Below are 14,198 nucleotides of genomic sequence, written 5' to 3'. Positions count from 1 at the left end.
AATTTATCTTTAAATGCTCAATATTTTCTAAAATAGATTTTAACATAATATTCCAAATAATTATAGATGACCAAAATGTAGATCGCTTTGTTAAACTTTACCACCCGTTTGTTTAACTAAGATATAACAATACGATATTTTTTTATTACAAATGTCGAGTACTTTTATATTTGCTTTGCTATTATGTATTCATGGAAGGAGGGGATATAGTGTTAAAAGAACTAAACCAAGTAATTGACTATATTGAAGTTCATTTAACCAATGACCTGACTCTTGAAAACATTTCTGAATATGCGGGAGTTTCGGACTATCATTTTAGAACCGTATTTTATCATCTTTCGGGTTTGACGCTACATGAGTATGTTAAAAACAGGAAACTATCTGAAGCAAATAAGGATTTATTGAGTGGAGAAACGGTTACGGATGTTGCTTTTAAATATGGCTATCAGTCAGTCGACGGTTTTACACGGGCATTTAAAAAGTGGTGTGGTTTTTTACCCTCAGACGTAATAAAAAAAGGGCTAAGCAAATCTTATCCTAAACTTTCATTCGTCATTACTGTTAAAGGAGGAATTTCTATGGAATTTAGAATTGAGGACAAACCAGCGTTTAATCTAGTTGGTGTTAGTAAACGTGTTCCAATGCAATTTGAAGGTGTAAATAACGAGATTGTAATACTTGCAAAAAGCATAACGGAAGAACAAAGAGAAGAAATGCACTCTCTTCAAAATATAGAACCCTATGAAATTGTTAATGCTTCTTATAATGCTGACGAAAATTTCCTAAAGGAAGAAGGAGATTTAACTCACTTGATCGGTGTTTTAACGACAGAAACTCAAGTAAGTGATCGATTAGATAAAGTACCAGTCGAAGCATGCACTTGGGCAATATTTCCAAACGAAGGACCATTTCCATCAACGTTACAAGAAACAATGGCAAAAACATATTCTGAATGGCTTCCTTCTTCCAATTATGAAATAATCAATGCTCCTTCTTTTTCATTTACTAAAATGGATCATCATAAAAATAACTATGCCTATAGTGAAATTTGGATTCCTGTTCGGAGTAAGTAATAACACATGTAAGAAGAGCAACGCTGATAATTGGGCGTTGCTTTTTATATTTACCTCGTTAGCTTTAATTTCTGTGAATATCTTTATTTTGTATTTCTATAAATTCCTCTAAATTTGGAGATTGATTATATTTGATTGCTGCTTGCCTATCCTTTTTAATAATGGCCTTTGATAAATCAATGTTATTTATGCTCGCGATGGCCACAGCATAGTGTATAACATCAACTAATTCTTTTTCTAAGGAAGTATCTCCTGTATTTTCCTTTCTCCCTTCTAATTGGTTTAGTACCTCTGCTACTTCGCCAATTTCTTCTACTAGTTTCAAAAACAAAGCAGAAGATGTGCTTCCTTCTTTGTATTGTAATGCTAGATAGCGCTGTAACTCATGAATTGATAATTGCTTCATAATGGGACCCCTCTTTTATTACAATAAATGATCTTTAACATAGTTCACTTGCTCTATCATATGCCCAATATTTCCTTCGCCTGCATAGGAAGACATATCAAAAAAGTTATTATCTAAATCTGACCAATACAGAATGTTTTCATCACCAGAAACCGATACTTCTCGCTTTAATCTACCAACATATACTTCAACGTAACAGTCCTGAAGATAGTATGTAAAATCCATTAAATGATGAAGTTTTATATCTTCTTTGGAAATGTTAGTTTCTTCAAGAAGTTCTCTATAAGCAGCTTCAATACCTGTTTCTCCATTTTCGATTTTCCCACCAACTAAATTACTTAATCCCTTATATGGGTTCTTCAACCTTTCACACATCAACAACTTGTCCTTATCTTTGTTATAAACCATTAACACATTATTACCTTGCATTACATCACCTCCTTATTTGAGAAGCTTAGATTTAATCACTACCATAGCTTCCCACTCTTTTCTCAATATCCCCATCTTTATTGCATCAAAATATTCACCATTAACCATTCTAGCTTCTCTTATTCTCGCTTCTTCTTTCATTCCCAATTTGTCTGCAACTTTTGTCATTCTTGCGTTTCCTGACCATGTTGACATACCTAATCTATGGATATCAGTGGAGGTGAAAAGGAAATCAATCTACATTTTATATGCTTCTGTACCGAAGCCACCGTTCCAAAAATTACTGTCATAAATCACAATTCCTGTTTCAAGCCAGTTTGTGTTTTGAACTACCCAATAGGACCCAACGTATCCGATTGTTTTTCCTTCGCATTTTATAACAAGAGAAGAAGGGATGTCTGGAAAAATTTCATTATCCCAATCTTTTCTATAGCTTAATATCTTTATTATAAAATTTAACATAACATTCAAACTATCGTCTGGTTTAACTCTTGCACCCGTTTGTTGAAATAAGTATTTAAAGTTCTTTATGTAAAATAAATAATTCTCCTTTTCGTCCCATAACTCTTACACCCTTATCTACAAAGCCGCCTTTTTTATATACGTGTTGTGCAATTTTATTTTTATGATTAACTGCTAATATAATCTCGCTTTTACTTGGGAATTCTCTTTTTACAAAAGAGTCTAATACTATCAGTGATTCTTTAGCAATCCCTTTACCTTGAAACTTTGAATTAACAGAATATCCTCTTAATAAAATTGCATCTTTGTTATCACTATATGCCTTTACTCCTTCCCAACCATGTAAAATAAAAAAGCCTGCTGGCACCCCATTATATAGGATTACAACAGGGTATCTTGTACCGTCTTCTTCACATTGTAAAAGCGCTTTTAAAGGTACGGGGGCATATCTGCTTTGCTCTTCGGATAAATGATAGTCACTTAAATTTGATTTATACTCCTCTTTGTAAAAATCGAGAGTAACAGAAATTGTACTATTGGTAGACATTAATCATACTCCTATCGACTTATCGAATAATTTTTGTTTAAATTATATTTTCGTTACTATCTTCTTCAAAAATAGAATGGATGTAATTCAAAACCAATCTCATCCCACTTTTGTTATTTTGTTGAAAAGTTTATTGAACATCAATTATGCTTTTTAGCATTTTTGTAGCTTCTGAAGAAACAGTAAATCCATTCTTCTCGTCTCCAATATACATAAATATAGTTTCTTCCCCTTCGTTTCCAAGCACGAGATGTAATCCGTGTGTATCCCCATTTTCATAACGGACTAATATATCGTAGTCTGGATTATCGTTATTCACATCAACATCCCCGTTTACTCCTTTTGCGTTTTTTAAGATACCCTCAATAGTCGATATATCTTCTTCTTGGTTAATGGAAACGAAATAATTTTCATTTAATCCCCCATAACCATTAGATTTGGATATTGAAATATCAGACACACTATCTAATAATGTCATCTCTTCCATCTGAGATTGACATGCAATTAAGGTAAAACTACAAAAGCCTAAAAGAAATACCAATAAAAATTTCTTCACAACAAATTTCCTCCCACTAAACTTTTTTACAATATAAAACCAGTTCTTTATTAAACTCTAATGCCCTTTAGCTCAATATCTCCTAAACTAATGTTAACATAATATACCAATTGTTTTTCGATTTAAATAAAGACGACCAAAATGTTAATCGCCTTGTTCAACAATTGTGCCTTCCCTTTAAGTGTATTTGTTTACAAGATATTAGAAATTATTTATTAATTTCTTTTCTAAAAAGTTTTCTTCGTTTATCTCCTGTTTCTCACTAACTAATAAAGATTGAAATGCACTGAACAATTCTTGTATTTCTTTCTCTTTGTTAATTAAATCAATACTTTTTTGGTATTCTTCCTCATCCCTATATTTTGAAATTTCCATCCATTTCGTACTATCATCCTTGCTCCTTGCTTTGAAGATAAATAGTTTTAAAATCCAAATGCCTTCCATAAATCTCTGAAGCTTTTTCTTGAATACTTAAATACTCATCCACTTTATCCTTTTGAATATGATATTGATAAACTTTTACAAACATTCTTATCCTCCAACTTTAGAAACTTTATTTAACATTACTGCTCTTTACTTTAATAAGCAATTACCACTCAACTAAAACATCATTATGGTCATCTAAGATTTTGTAATGAAGTCTCTTGGTATGATCATAAATATCTTCAGGCAATTTTTGGTACACACTATTTTTTTCGGATATTTCTATACTTGATGTATATATAACATCTCCGTTTTCATCCTCTAAAGAATAATTTACAGTTTCAGCGTTGGGAAGAAAAACAGTTCCCCATAATGCACCAAAAGAATTATTCCCAACGGATGTAACTCGAATTTTCTCAAATATTTTCGATGTATCTATATCAGAGCTATGTTCACCAGAACCTGAATTATATTTATATCCAGAGTCATCTACTGAAAAAGTATTTATACTTAACATTGGTTGTCCCGTGTAATCTTCACTCAAGAAAATGACAACATTATCATTGTTATCTTCAAACAAAATCTCAGTATGTTCTCTACCACTTTCCTCTATGGCATCAAGAAGTGTCGCTGGTGAACATCCCCCTAAAAATATAAACAATATAAGTAGTGAGGAAAATAACCTCATCTAATCTCTCCCTTGCGATCTAAACGGTTTGACTACCTTCTTCAACTCTTCCGCTCGTTTCTTTAAAAAACAAAACGACCATCGCTGACAATGGTCGAAAGTCTTATTGTGAATTTCCACCATTTAGTTTAACAATATCTAATTCTAACTTAGTTAGAGAGTATTCTTACATACATCCCTCTTGTTGCTTTCTCATATGCTGTATTCCTCATAATCCTTATTTTTTCTGATAGTTCTGATACTGGTGTTAATTTTCCATCATTTAAAACAGAAGGGTCTATTACTCGAAGTTTGTTTTTTCGATGTAGATGGTAGTTCTCTCTATCCTCTCTCACTTGTACATTTGGATTGAGTTTTCTTAACAAACCAAGTAATTCCTTATCTTTTGATGATTTTATTTTCATTAACAGTTCGTCATCTTTACCAAGAAAATCTTTAGGGTTTAATATATTTTTTTCTAGTGACAGTTTCAAAATCTTAGCTAATATATCATAGCCATAGATATTTAAGGGATCCATAAAGAAGTCAATTACTTCTTTGTAATACGTTTTGACAAACCATTCAGCTATTTCAATATTTTGAGGATACATTTTCCCTTCGACAACGGTTAAGTTCTGCAAAAAACGATTTACTTCGTCTAACGAGATATTTCCATACACATACATATCACGTAGAGTATAATCTACTCTATCTGCGCATAATTCTGGTGCTGGCTGTTCCAACAATGTCCACTTAGTATCATCAAACAAAATATCCTCATACTTGTAATCATATTTGGCTAAAATTGTTGGAATTTCAGAGTTTTCAACAACTGAACTGTACATTTTTTCATGATAGTCTTCCTCTTTATTTTCAAATACGAAATCAATTACATGAGAAAATGCTGTGTGGGAAACATCATGCAATAACCCTGCAATCTGCTCTTCGACTGTTCCACCAAGTTTTCTTATTAATAACATGACACCTATTGAGTGGTCAAAACGAGTAACATTCCACTTTTCATTAACTAAGTAACTTGCCCCACCTTGATGAATTCCCTTTAACCTTTGAATTGGCTCACTTAAAATTAATTCTTCTAATACACTATCTACTTCAAATTTACCGTAAATTTTATCAAATATAATCATTTCTCTCCCCCTTAAATTCAAAGAATAGAGCAAAAATTCATTATTTCTTCTTAAAGTATTCTGCTCTTTTATTTTAATAAGCGATCACTCAAGAAATTACAACATTATCATTGTTATCTTTAAAAAAATCTCAGTATGTTCTCCACCACTTTCCTCTATGGCATCAAGAAGTGTCGCTGGTGAACATCCCCCTAAAAATATAATCAATATTATCATTATAAGTAGTGAGTAAATCAACCTCATTTAAGCTCTCCCTTGCAATCTAAATGGTCTGATTACCTTCTTCAACTTCCGCTCGTTTCTTTAATAAAAACAAAACGACCCGCTCCGTCACTGGTCGAAAATCTTGTTGTATATTCTCACCCTTTAGCTTAATAACATATGCTATTCAATTTTGATTGTCTTGTAAAGAATTTTTTAAATTTAGTTTTATACTTTTACTGCTTGTATCTTGTAGTCAGGGGGGGTTAATTAAATCCCCCCTACAAAACTTCTACTTAAGCAACCTTGCGTCTTTAGTAATAGAACGATTACCTTGTCCGCAAGCGCCCCTGTTAATTGAATAATAAATGTCCCACCTAAAAATGTATCTCTAACAGCATTTTCATTTGGTTCAATAAATCTTTATGTTTATCTGTTGTAATAAGGGGAGTACCTGGATTATCATCTTTATCGTAATTGAAAAGAATAGTTCCATCTTCTAAAAAATTAAAAGCATATTTGCCTTTTTCAGTATTCGTTCCATCCCCTTTTAAAAAACCAAACATGTAAGAACTTTGTGACATCAATTTTTCCATAAATTTATCTGTATTGATTTTCTCTACCTTTAGACCTTCTACCATCGATAGTATTTCATTTATTTTTTCTTTATCTGTAACCATTTTCCTCATTTCTTCAGAGGAAGAATTGTTCTCTGCTTTTTGAATAAATAGTGTATTAGCAAAACTCTTATCTTCAAAATTTATAGTCTCTTCATTACCCGAACAAGCACTTAACATTAAGGTTATAAAAGCAAGGAGTATAATAATTTTTTTCATAATTTCCTCCAATTATTGTTCCACTAACCTGCCTAGTTAGCTCAATATCTCCTAAACTAATGTTAACATAATATTCCAACTATTTATCGGATAAAATAAAGACGACCAAAATGTTGACCGCCTTGTACAACTATTGCACCCTTTACTTTAAGTGTATAAATTCACAAATTATATACTTTTAACAAATAACACTCGTTCGTTTCCTTTACCGTCATAGTTTGTATGCACTGGTATTTCATCGACCAATTTATCACCTTCAACAATACTAAAACCTATATTAGTGTGATAATCAATTGAGTTCTTGTTTACAGGTGATGTAATGCAACGAACTCTTTTTACTTTAGACTTTTTAACAGTAGTGAAGAATTGGTTATACAAAGTGCTTCCTACACCTTCTCTTCGATTTTTTGGATTAACTCCTACTAAGTGAATGTATGCTTCTTCTTTATTACTTTGAGATAAGAACCCAATTAAAAAACCAATTATATTATCATCTTTTTCTATTACAAAACTTGTATCATAAAAATTATCGAATAAGAACCGAGGTAATAGATGTGTCATTTCTCTACCACCCCACCAGTCATTCATAATTGGTAATATTCGCTGGCAATCCTCAACTTTTAACTGTCTAATTTTCATTTTGTCCTCCAAAATGCCTTGAAATATAATTAAGACTTGAACAATTCTGCCCGGTTGTATATTATGCGTTCCTGTTATTGCGGTAACGCCACCCGATAGCCAAATTCCAAAAATCTAATTTTTATTGTTCTTAGTCAATTCATCACGTATTCTTTTTAGTTCTTCATACTGTTCTTGAATATTATTGGGTTAATTTCCTTACTTCATCATCTATGGGGAAAATATCAAAAAAGATTAAAACTAAAAAAAATACATCCATTTATTTTTCCTTTTTTAGTTAATTATCGCTTTTATGAATACACCTGTTACGTAGTAAAAAAATTAACCTTTCTTTTGAATAGCTTTTAATGCTTTTGCTTCATCTTCTTTTTTTACGTAAAATTTATATTCATTTCCAAAATCACTATAAACGCCACCTGGCATTGAGGAAGAGTTGGCTATCGTTACAATCCTATATTTTATAGAATTTGATTTAAGAAGTGATAAAACTTTGTAGTAATCCTTTTGGTTGAGAGTTGTATAAACCAATGTCTTTTTACTTGAAAAACAATATTCAATTAAATTTGCTAAAAAGTGCATTTTCTCCCCTCCCTATACACAAATATTACCATAAAAAATCATTATCGCTTGTTAAACATCACTGCTCTTTAGCTTAAGATTTTCTAATCTAATGTTAACATAATATTCCAATAATTTTTCGGACAAAATCAAAAAGACGATCAAAATATTGATCGCCTTGTTCAACTATTGTACCATTTAGTTGAACAATCTAAGAGAAGAGTTTTACCCTTTCCTTAACGACAGGTTTCAATTGCAAACCAAGCCATAACATCAAAGCAGGAACAATTGAGAAAATAAATGGATAATCAAAATTAGCAGGAATACCTGTTATATTTGAGAATGGTTGAATAGTTACAAAATATAAGATATTTTTCATCTTTACACCTCCCATAGCTAAAAACAATAACCCATTTTATTAAATTAACCTTACATAAACAAAATAGGAGCTGTAATATCGACAACTCCTTGTTCAACTCTCGTCCCCGTTAACTTAATATGGTTTTTGTTATATTACTTTTTCCATTCGTGTTCTAAGACACTGTATAGTGATGAATCTCGCCATCCATCTTTAATTAATAAATCTTCACGAATTATACCTTCTTTGGTCATTCCAACTTTCTCCAAAACTTTTGACGAACCTATGTTTCTTGGGTCACAAGTTGCATATATACGATGTAATTTAAGTTCCCCAAACCCAAAATCAATTAACAGAGTTGAAACTTCTGTTGCTATCCCTTTTCCCCAATAGTCTGGATTAACTATATATGAAACTTCTCCAACCTTATGAGTAAAATTCCTTATGTTAAATTCTCCAGCACCAATCATAATTTCATTATATATAATTGCGAAAACAAATCTTGTTCTTGGTTTTTGTTTAGAGTCTTTTATCACTTGATTCACAAAATCTTTTGAGTCTTTTTCTGTATTTGGTCCCCAAGGTTGAAATTGACAAACGATATCTTGTGAAGCATATTTATGTACACCAATCCAATCACTCTTAGTAAATTCCCTTAAAAATAACCTTTCACTTGAAAGACTATTATTAGTGTATTCGATTATAATCACCTCCCCATAGCTTTTTTTCCACTAAATTACCCGTTTGTTGAATAGTGAGAACCAGTTGGCATTATTCATTAAACCTTCCCATTATAACGGTATTATAATAATTTCCATCTGATAGTAACTTATCTTTCTTTAATACTCCTTCTTCTTCAAACCAAAATGTTTATAGAGCATAATGGCTTTTACATTGGTTTCAAGTACATTCAGAGTTATTTTCTTAATTTCGTTTGAATCAGCCCATTTTATTGTTTCTTTTAACAAGTTTGTACCAATGCCATATCCCCAGAAATCTTTTAGTACACAAACACCAAACTCAACTTTATGAGACATTCTTCTCAACAGATTGCCCTCACATCTTGAAAAACCAACAATCCTTCCGTTTAATTCGCAAACTAAAAAAAGATTATGTGCAGTTTCATCATCCTCTTTGATTAGTTGTTTAAAACCTAATTCATCTATGTATGCTTCGCCTTTTTCTCTATTCATATTTTCTGTTTCGCCATCTATTATCACTCTTATTTCAGATAAGATTTTCGCATCATTCTCGTTAGCTGCCCTTATGATATAACGTAAATCACGAACATAAAATTCCTTTTCATTAACCTTCATTACAAACTCCTTTTATCATATATTTTATTAAACATAACTGCCTCAATAAGCAAATGAGCATTTCCGTTGTTACTGGAACCCCCCTCCCCGTTAGCACAATAAATTTAAGTTTCAAAATTAACCTTCTTCGGCAATTAACTTACCATCTATTGAAATTGCTTCATAGTGGTATGGAACGCAGTCGTCGTCATCATTAAACAAACTCTCTAAATAGTAACGTCTATTGTTTGCTTCTTCTAATTGAATTTCATTATAAGGTCCACCTTCAACTGACAACCTAACTTTATCAACCTGTTGATTCGAAATCATTCCATAGTAATAGCATGCTTGCGGATTTGAGGTACCTGTAACACCAAATTCTATCCCGTCTCGATAATGTTCGCCACTCTGTTGTGCTGTTTCTACAATGCCTTTTATCTTCCAAGAACCTAATACATTCTGTTCAAGAAAACCCAGATTAATCTTTTGACTTTGATTATAATATAAGAAAGACCATTCTCCAGCTATTTTCTCAATGGTTAAAACTGTAATTGATTCTGCCCGTTCACTGTTTAGTATATCTTTCACTTCTGGTGGCTGATTTCGTTGGTAAAAGACGTATAATGTAGACAATAAAAGAATGATAACCACAGATATTATGATTTTCTTAATAAGAACCCCTCCCCTAAAGTAATCTTAAACAAACCTGCTTTGTTAGTTCAAGATCTCCTAAACTAACGTTAACATAATATTCCAATTATTTATCAGATAAAATAAAGACGACCAAAATGTTGATCGCCTTGTTCAACTATTGTCCCCGTTTGTTAAATAACATCATTTTCACCTTTTAATCTCTTTACTTCCTTTTCTAAGTAATCTAACCGTCTATGAATTCGATAAATAATTGGAAGATATACAATTACAACAATGATTACCCAGCCCATTTATGGCAACCCTTCTTATAGAATTACTAAAAATAAAATTCATTACCTTATTCCTGCTTCGTTATCACAATAAGAGCTGCCAAACAACATCCCCTGTTCTGCAGTTAGCCCGCTTGATTATTAAACCAATTTCTGTTTAATCATTGTTGAGTAATATCGACGATAATATCACCAAATAATTCCCCGTCAATAAACACCTGTAACTTCCATAATCCAGAAGATGGAAACAATACCGATGAACGTGCGTGTCCATTTACCATATCACCACGAGGAGATAATTGTTTATCTTTAAATTGTATCGGATTGACTGCTTCAACTTCACCTTGCTTGAACGCCTTTACTTCCCACTCTTTATTAGATAGATCTTCAGTACCCCAAAAGTGCCACATCCACTTTTGCCCATTTTTTGTAATAGTTTTAGAACCAATTATTCCAATACTACCTTCTTTTCCAAACATTTCACCGTATTCAGTAGCAAAAGTTGGACTATTATCTGCCCATTTCTCTTTTATAATTGTTTCTTCTGATTTGCAGGCTGCTGTAACGAAAACAAACCAAAGCAAAATGAACATCAGGGAAATTTTCCTCAAATAAATCCCACCTTAATTTAGATAAACAGAGGCTTTTAGATTTCTTTGTTCAACTAAACTGCCAGTTAGCTCAAGATCCTTGCCCACAATTTAACATAATATCCCAACTATTTATCGGATAAAATATAGACGACCAAAATGTTGACCGCCTTGCTCAACTATTGCTAACCATTAGCTTAATAAAGTAGCATCATGTTTTAATTCTATTGAATGAATTATAGGGGCTTTGTGCTTTTCAGATACATCAATTAAAGCCACATTAACTATCTTACCAAGTATAGTGCTGTATCTTGTTGAACAATAATTAAATACTTCATTTAGTTTATCTTCAGACAACCTATTTGCAATCGTACAATGTGGTATCCAATTATCAGGTAAGTACAATGAATTTGGATTATCATTAAAACGCTCAAAATCCTTATGATGGTTTGAATGAATTTCAATTAAATCTTTTGTAACAGTTGGGGAAAAGAACAATGCACCAGAATTGAGAAAAGAGCCAATTATATTAAATTTAATATCTATAACTGTCTGATTTTTATATGTTATATCCATTTGTTCGATAAATTCTTTTTTGTTTAAACTGTTATAACTTGCTAATGTAATATGTGGCTTTCTATCTTCCACTTCATAAGCATAAGTCGATATAGATTTTTCTTTTAATTCCTTCCAAATATTTTTTATCAATTCCTCTGTTCTTTCATCAAATATAGCGATTAGTCCATACATCGAAAGACCACCTTATAATCATTTTAATCTTCCTCACCTACTGTCATTTAGCGTAATGGTTCCAACCTTCATTCAAGATAAGCTATCATTTAGTGGTAGAAGACTCTCGCATATTCACCAACTTTACGGGAAATCTATTGTAACTTCTTTAGGAGTTTTACATATTCACCATATTCATCTTCGCCAATATATAATACGGTTGTAAAACCCTTCTTTTCATATAGATGTCTTGCGTTTGTGTTATCTGTATCTACACCAAGTGTTATTTCCTCATATCCAAGTTGTTCACCATAATCAACCAAATAATCAACAATAATGCCACCTATTCCACGATTTTGATATTCTTCTTTAACAATCATACGAGATAGATAAATTCGTTTATCTGGAATAGTATAGTCTGGGTCATTGTTTTGAAAAACTAACGAACCTTCTCCAATGAACTCATTATTCTCTGTATAAATAAAAGTAATTCTGTTTCCGCTTACTAATTCGTCATAAAACATCTTAGCCATTTTAGGTTTCTTTTCCATATCCCAAATATTACTGCACTTATTATAGTCTTCGGGTTTTAATTTCTTTATTTGATACGAATCCATAACCTCTCCCTTTCCTTTTTATGAAAACATTATTTCGAGATATTTCACCATCAGTTCTTATTGAGTATTAACTTCCATCGGCTTTATACGATTGTTCTCTGACTACTACAGTTTCAGGTACAAATCGAATAAAGACATTATTAGGATCTTGATTTTTAAATCTAGAATCCCAGATACTCTCTGTTGAACCTAAATACTTTGTGAATAAGCGTTTAGCTAAGTTAATATCAAATGGTTCTACAGTTGCTTTTCCTCTAAAGCCAGCGTGCATTACTTTCTCTGTTCTAGAATCAAAGTCTACAATACCGATAGCGCAACTAGGATGTTCCTTAATCCGTAATAAAAAGTATCTCCAGGTGTTCCGATAATCCAGAGACATTTATCCTCCCATAGAAACCATACTGGTGAATTCCTTGGACCTTCGGATGAAGACGTTGATAGATGTGCAAACAAGGGTTTCTTTAAGAATTTATCCAATTCAAAACTGCGTTTACCCTTTATAATCTCCATTTGTCATACTCCTCTCTATCACAATATCTAAAATAATAAATATGACACCAACAAACAATGCACTAACATGAAAGATTTTGTTTAAAAAGTTTAGCTATTCAATTATTATTTTTTCGAACATAACCATATCCAAAGCTCTAATTCCATTTTCAAAAATAGGCTCAGGATACCCTTTAAAAAAGTCCTTTTTAATTTCAACCATTCTAAAACCCACTTTTTGATAGAATGCTAAATTCCCAATACTGGAGTTTGCTGTTCCAACTATTACTTTACTTATACCTTTTCTTTTATATATTTTAAATGCCTCATTAATAATAACTTTCCCCAACCCTCTACCACGGTATTTAGGATCTAATGCAATGTTTTTCAATTCAACTACTTGTTGTGAATGATAAGTAAATAAGACTGCACCAACTATTTCTTGTTTATAATAAACAGAATACATATCGCCGTGATTTATGTATTTATTAACTACTAATTCACTTTCATCAGCTAAGAGAAGGTAATCAAAATACTGCAATCTGTCACTTTGTTCAACAAACTTTAATTGAATTTGATTTAAACTTACCATAAGATATTTCCTTTCTTTTATTACCCTTCATCAAATTGATTTGTTGTGAAACATTCCTGCTTACATAGTAAAATTAGCGTTCCTACTTGCTTCCAGAAACGCACCCCTTTAGTTTAATAAGAATTATAAAAGAGAATTGTTACTAAAAGATTATCTTTTGTAGGGGCTGGACAAGGACTCCCAATATATAGAAAGATTTTTCCTTAAACTCTAACCACGAAAAATAACTAAAAACTATAATTATCTTAATAAGTGAGTGTTAACAGTTATTTTTACATATTGGATATTACATTTTCCAATGCAGATTCGAGAACCTCTACGTCTTCATCTCCACTTCCACCAATTGCTCCTATAACCTTTTCATTTAATAGTATAGGTATTCCACCTTTTGAGGGGTAAATTTCCCTTGAGTTACAGTTGTTATTGCATTAACAAACATAGGTAAATTCTCAACCCTTTTGGCAACATCATCACTTGAAGCTTTAAAAGCAACTGAGGTGTAGGCTTTACCAATGGCAACATCCACAACTAATAAATTCCACATCATCCATTCGATGAAGCGCTATTAAATGTCCACCAAGATCAACAACTGCGAAAGTCATTTTTAATTGTTTCTCTTAGCTATTAATTCAGCATTTTCTATTATATTTTTTGCTAATA

General features: G+C 31.9%; 22 protein-coding genes and 2 pseudogenes. 1 reads left to right on the top strand and 23 read right to left on the bottom strand.

The window, feature by feature from the left end; all coding sequences use genetic code 11:
* The first annotated feature begins 209 nt into the window (after nucleotides 1-209).
* Complete coding sequence (locus GH754_RS06665; protein ID WP_323741885.1) at nucleotides 210-1,073, top strand: AraC family transcriptional regulator; 864 nt, start codon at nucleotides 210-212, stop codon at nucleotides 1,071-1,073.
* Nucleotides 1,074-1,137: 64 nt separating this feature from the next.
* On the opposite strand, the gene GH754_RS06660 is transcribed toward GH754_RS06665, so the two are convergent.
* From GH754_RS06660 to GH754_RS06555, 23 genes and pseudogenes are all read right to left on the bottom strand, one after another.
* Nucleotides 1,138-1,479: a MazG nucleotide pyrophosphohydrolase domain-containing protein gene (locus GH754_RS06660; RefSeq protein WP_153727941.1), complete on the bottom strand. Its 342-nt coding sequence runs from the start codon at nucleotides 1,477-1,479 to the stop codon at nucleotides 1,138-1,140.
* Between the two features lie 18 nt (nucleotides 1,480-1,497).
* Nucleotides 1,498-1,908: an NUDIX hydrolase gene (locus GH754_RS06655; protein WP_153727940.1), complete on the bottom strand. Its 411-nt coding sequence runs from the start codon at nucleotides 1,906-1,908 to the stop codon at nucleotides 1,498-1,500.
* Nucleotides 1,909-1,920: 12 nt separating this feature from the next.
* Nucleotides 1,921-2,331: pseudogene (locus tag GH754_RS06650) on the bottom strand (GNAT family N-acetyltransferase); the annotation flags it as partial.
* A 94-nt stretch (nucleotides 2,332-2,425) separates the two neighbouring features.
* On the bottom strand, nucleotides 2,426-2,917 hold the full coding sequence (locus GH754_RS06645) for a GNAT family N-acetyltransferase (protein ID WP_153727939.1): 492 nt from the start codon (nucleotides 2,915-2,917) through the stop codon (nucleotides 2,426-2,428).
* A 130-nt stretch (nucleotides 2,918-3,047) separates the two neighbouring features.
* Complete coding sequence (locus GH754_RS06640; protein ID WP_153727938.1) at nucleotides 3,048-3,473, bottom strand: hypothetical protein; 426 nt, start codon at nucleotides 3,471-3,473, stop codon at nucleotides 3,048-3,050.
* 201 nt (nucleotides 3,474-3,674) lie between these two features.
* On the bottom strand, nucleotides 3,675-3,848 hold the full coding sequence (locus GH754_RS19610; protein WP_228550166.1) for a hypothetical protein: 174 nt from the start codon (nucleotides 3,846-3,848) through the stop codon (nucleotides 3,675-3,677).
* 13 nt (nucleotides 3,849-3,861) lie between these two features.
* Complete coding sequence (locus tag GH754_RS19605) at nucleotides 3,862-4,002, bottom strand: hypothetical protein (RefSeq protein ID WP_228550165.1); 141 nt, start codon at nucleotides 4,000-4,002, stop codon at nucleotides 3,862-3,864.
* Between the two features lie 60 nt (nucleotides 4,003-4,062).
* Nucleotides 4,063-4,584 (bottom strand): hypothetical protein, encoded by a 522-nt coding sequence (locus GH754_RS06630; protein ID WP_153727937.1) that lies wholly within the window; start codon nucleotides 4,582-4,584, stop codon nucleotides 4,063-4,065.
* Between the two features lie 149 nt (nucleotides 4,585-4,733).
* On the bottom strand, nucleotides 4,734-5,711 hold the full coding sequence (locus GH754_RS06625) for an HD domain-containing protein (RefSeq protein WP_153727936.1): 978 nt from the start codon (nucleotides 5,709-5,711) through the stop codon (nucleotides 4,734-4,736).
* Nucleotides 5,712-6,289: 578 nt separating this feature from the next.
* Nucleotides 6,290-6,748, bottom strand: coding sequence for a lipoprotein (locus GH754_RS06620; RefSeq protein WP_153727935.1), 459 nt, complete (start codon nucleotides 6,746-6,748; stop codon nucleotides 6,290-6,292).
* A 168-nt stretch (nucleotides 6,749-6,916) separates the two neighbouring features.
* Complete coding sequence (locus tag GH754_RS06615; RefSeq protein ID WP_153727934.1) at nucleotides 6,917-7,387, bottom strand: GNAT family N-acetyltransferase; 471 nt, start codon at nucleotides 7,385-7,387, stop codon at nucleotides 6,917-6,919.
* Between the two features lie 321 nt (nucleotides 7,388-7,708).
* The gene (locus GH754_RS06610) at nucleotides 7,709-7,966 is read right to left on the bottom strand and encodes a hypothetical protein (RefSeq protein WP_153727933.1); all 258 of its coding nucleotides are present in this window, start codon (nucleotides 7,964-7,966) and stop codon (nucleotides 7,709-7,711) included.
* Nucleotides 7,967-8,156: 190 nt separating this feature from the next.
* Nucleotides 8,157-8,324 (bottom strand): hypothetical protein, encoded by a 168-nt coding sequence (locus tag GH754_RS06605; protein ID WP_153727932.1) that lies wholly within the window; start codon nucleotides 8,322-8,324, stop codon nucleotides 8,157-8,159.
* Between the two features lie 134 nt (nucleotides 8,325-8,458).
* Nucleotides 8,459-9,007 (bottom strand): GNAT family N-acetyltransferase, encoded by a 549-nt coding sequence (locus tag GH754_RS06600; protein ID WP_323741898.1) that lies wholly within the window; start codon nucleotides 9,005-9,007, stop codon nucleotides 8,459-8,461.
* A gap of 67 nt (nucleotides 9,008-9,074) precedes the next feature.
* A pseudogene (locus GH754_RS06595) lies at nucleotides 9,075-9,619 on the bottom strand (N-acetyltransferase family protein).
* Nucleotides 9,620-9,736: 117 nt separating this feature from the next.
* Entirely contained in the window at nucleotides 9,737-10,231 is a 495-nt protein-coding gene (locus GH754_RS06590; protein WP_153727931.1) for a hypothetical protein, read from the bottom strand.
* A gap of 451 nt (nucleotides 10,232-10,682) precedes the next feature.
* Nucleotides 10,683-11,132 carry a DUF4871 domain-containing protein gene (locus GH754_RS06585; protein WP_153727930.1) on the bottom strand — a complete coding sequence of 150 codons (450 nt, stop codon included), beginning with the start codon at nucleotides 11,130-11,132 and terminating at the stop codon, nucleotides 10,683-10,685.
* 171 nt (nucleotides 11,133-11,303) lie between these two features.
* The gene (locus GH754_RS06580) at nucleotides 11,304-11,861 is read right to left on the bottom strand and encodes a 2'-5' RNA ligase family protein (protein ID WP_153727929.1); all 558 of its coding nucleotides are present in this window, start codon (nucleotides 11,859-11,861) and stop codon (nucleotides 11,304-11,306) included.
* Between the two features lie 134 nt (nucleotides 11,862-11,995).
* Entirely contained in the window at nucleotides 11,996-12,457 is a 462-nt protein-coding gene (locus GH754_RS06575; RefSeq protein ID WP_153727928.1) for a GNAT family N-acetyltransferase, read from the bottom strand.
* 67 nt (nucleotides 12,458-12,524) lie between these two features.
* Nucleotides 12,525-12,836: a hypothetical protein gene (locus tag GH754_RS06570; RefSeq protein WP_228550163.1), complete on the bottom strand. Its 312-nt coding sequence runs from the start codon at nucleotides 12,834-12,836 to the stop codon at nucleotides 12,525-12,527.
* 225 nt (nucleotides 12,837-13,061) lie between these two features.
* Nucleotides 13,062-13,538, bottom strand: a complete 477-nt coding sequence (locus GH754_RS06565; RefSeq protein WP_153727927.1) for a GNAT family N-acetyltransferase — start codon at nucleotides 13,536-13,538, stop codon at nucleotides 13,062-13,064.
* A 272-nt stretch (nucleotides 13,539-13,810) separates the two neighbouring features.
* Nucleotides 13,811-13,912, bottom strand: a complete 102-nt coding sequence (locus GH754_RS20090; RefSeq protein WP_407690658.1) for a hypothetical protein — start codon at nucleotides 13,910-13,912, stop codon at nucleotides 13,811-13,813.
* The gene (locus GH754_RS06555; protein WP_153727926.1) at nucleotides 13,903-14,082 is read right to left on the bottom strand and encodes a heme-degrading domain-containing protein; all 180 of its coding nucleotides are present in this window, start codon (nucleotides 14,080-14,082) and stop codon (nucleotides 13,903-13,905) included. Before GH754_RS06555 ends, GH754_RS20090 begins: the two co-directional genes overlap by 10 nt.
* Nucleotides 14,083-14,198: the final 116 nt, after the last annotated feature.

The sequence above is a fragment of the Salinibacillus xinjiangensis genome (assembly GCF_009649735.1).
In the GTDB taxonomy this organism is placed as follows: Bacteria; Bacillota; Bacilli; order Bacillales; family Alkalibacillaceae; genus Salinibacillus; species Salinibacillus xinjiangensis.
Note: the sequence above shows the minus strand (reverse complement) of the source record. Positions and strands in the feature narration are given on the sequence as shown.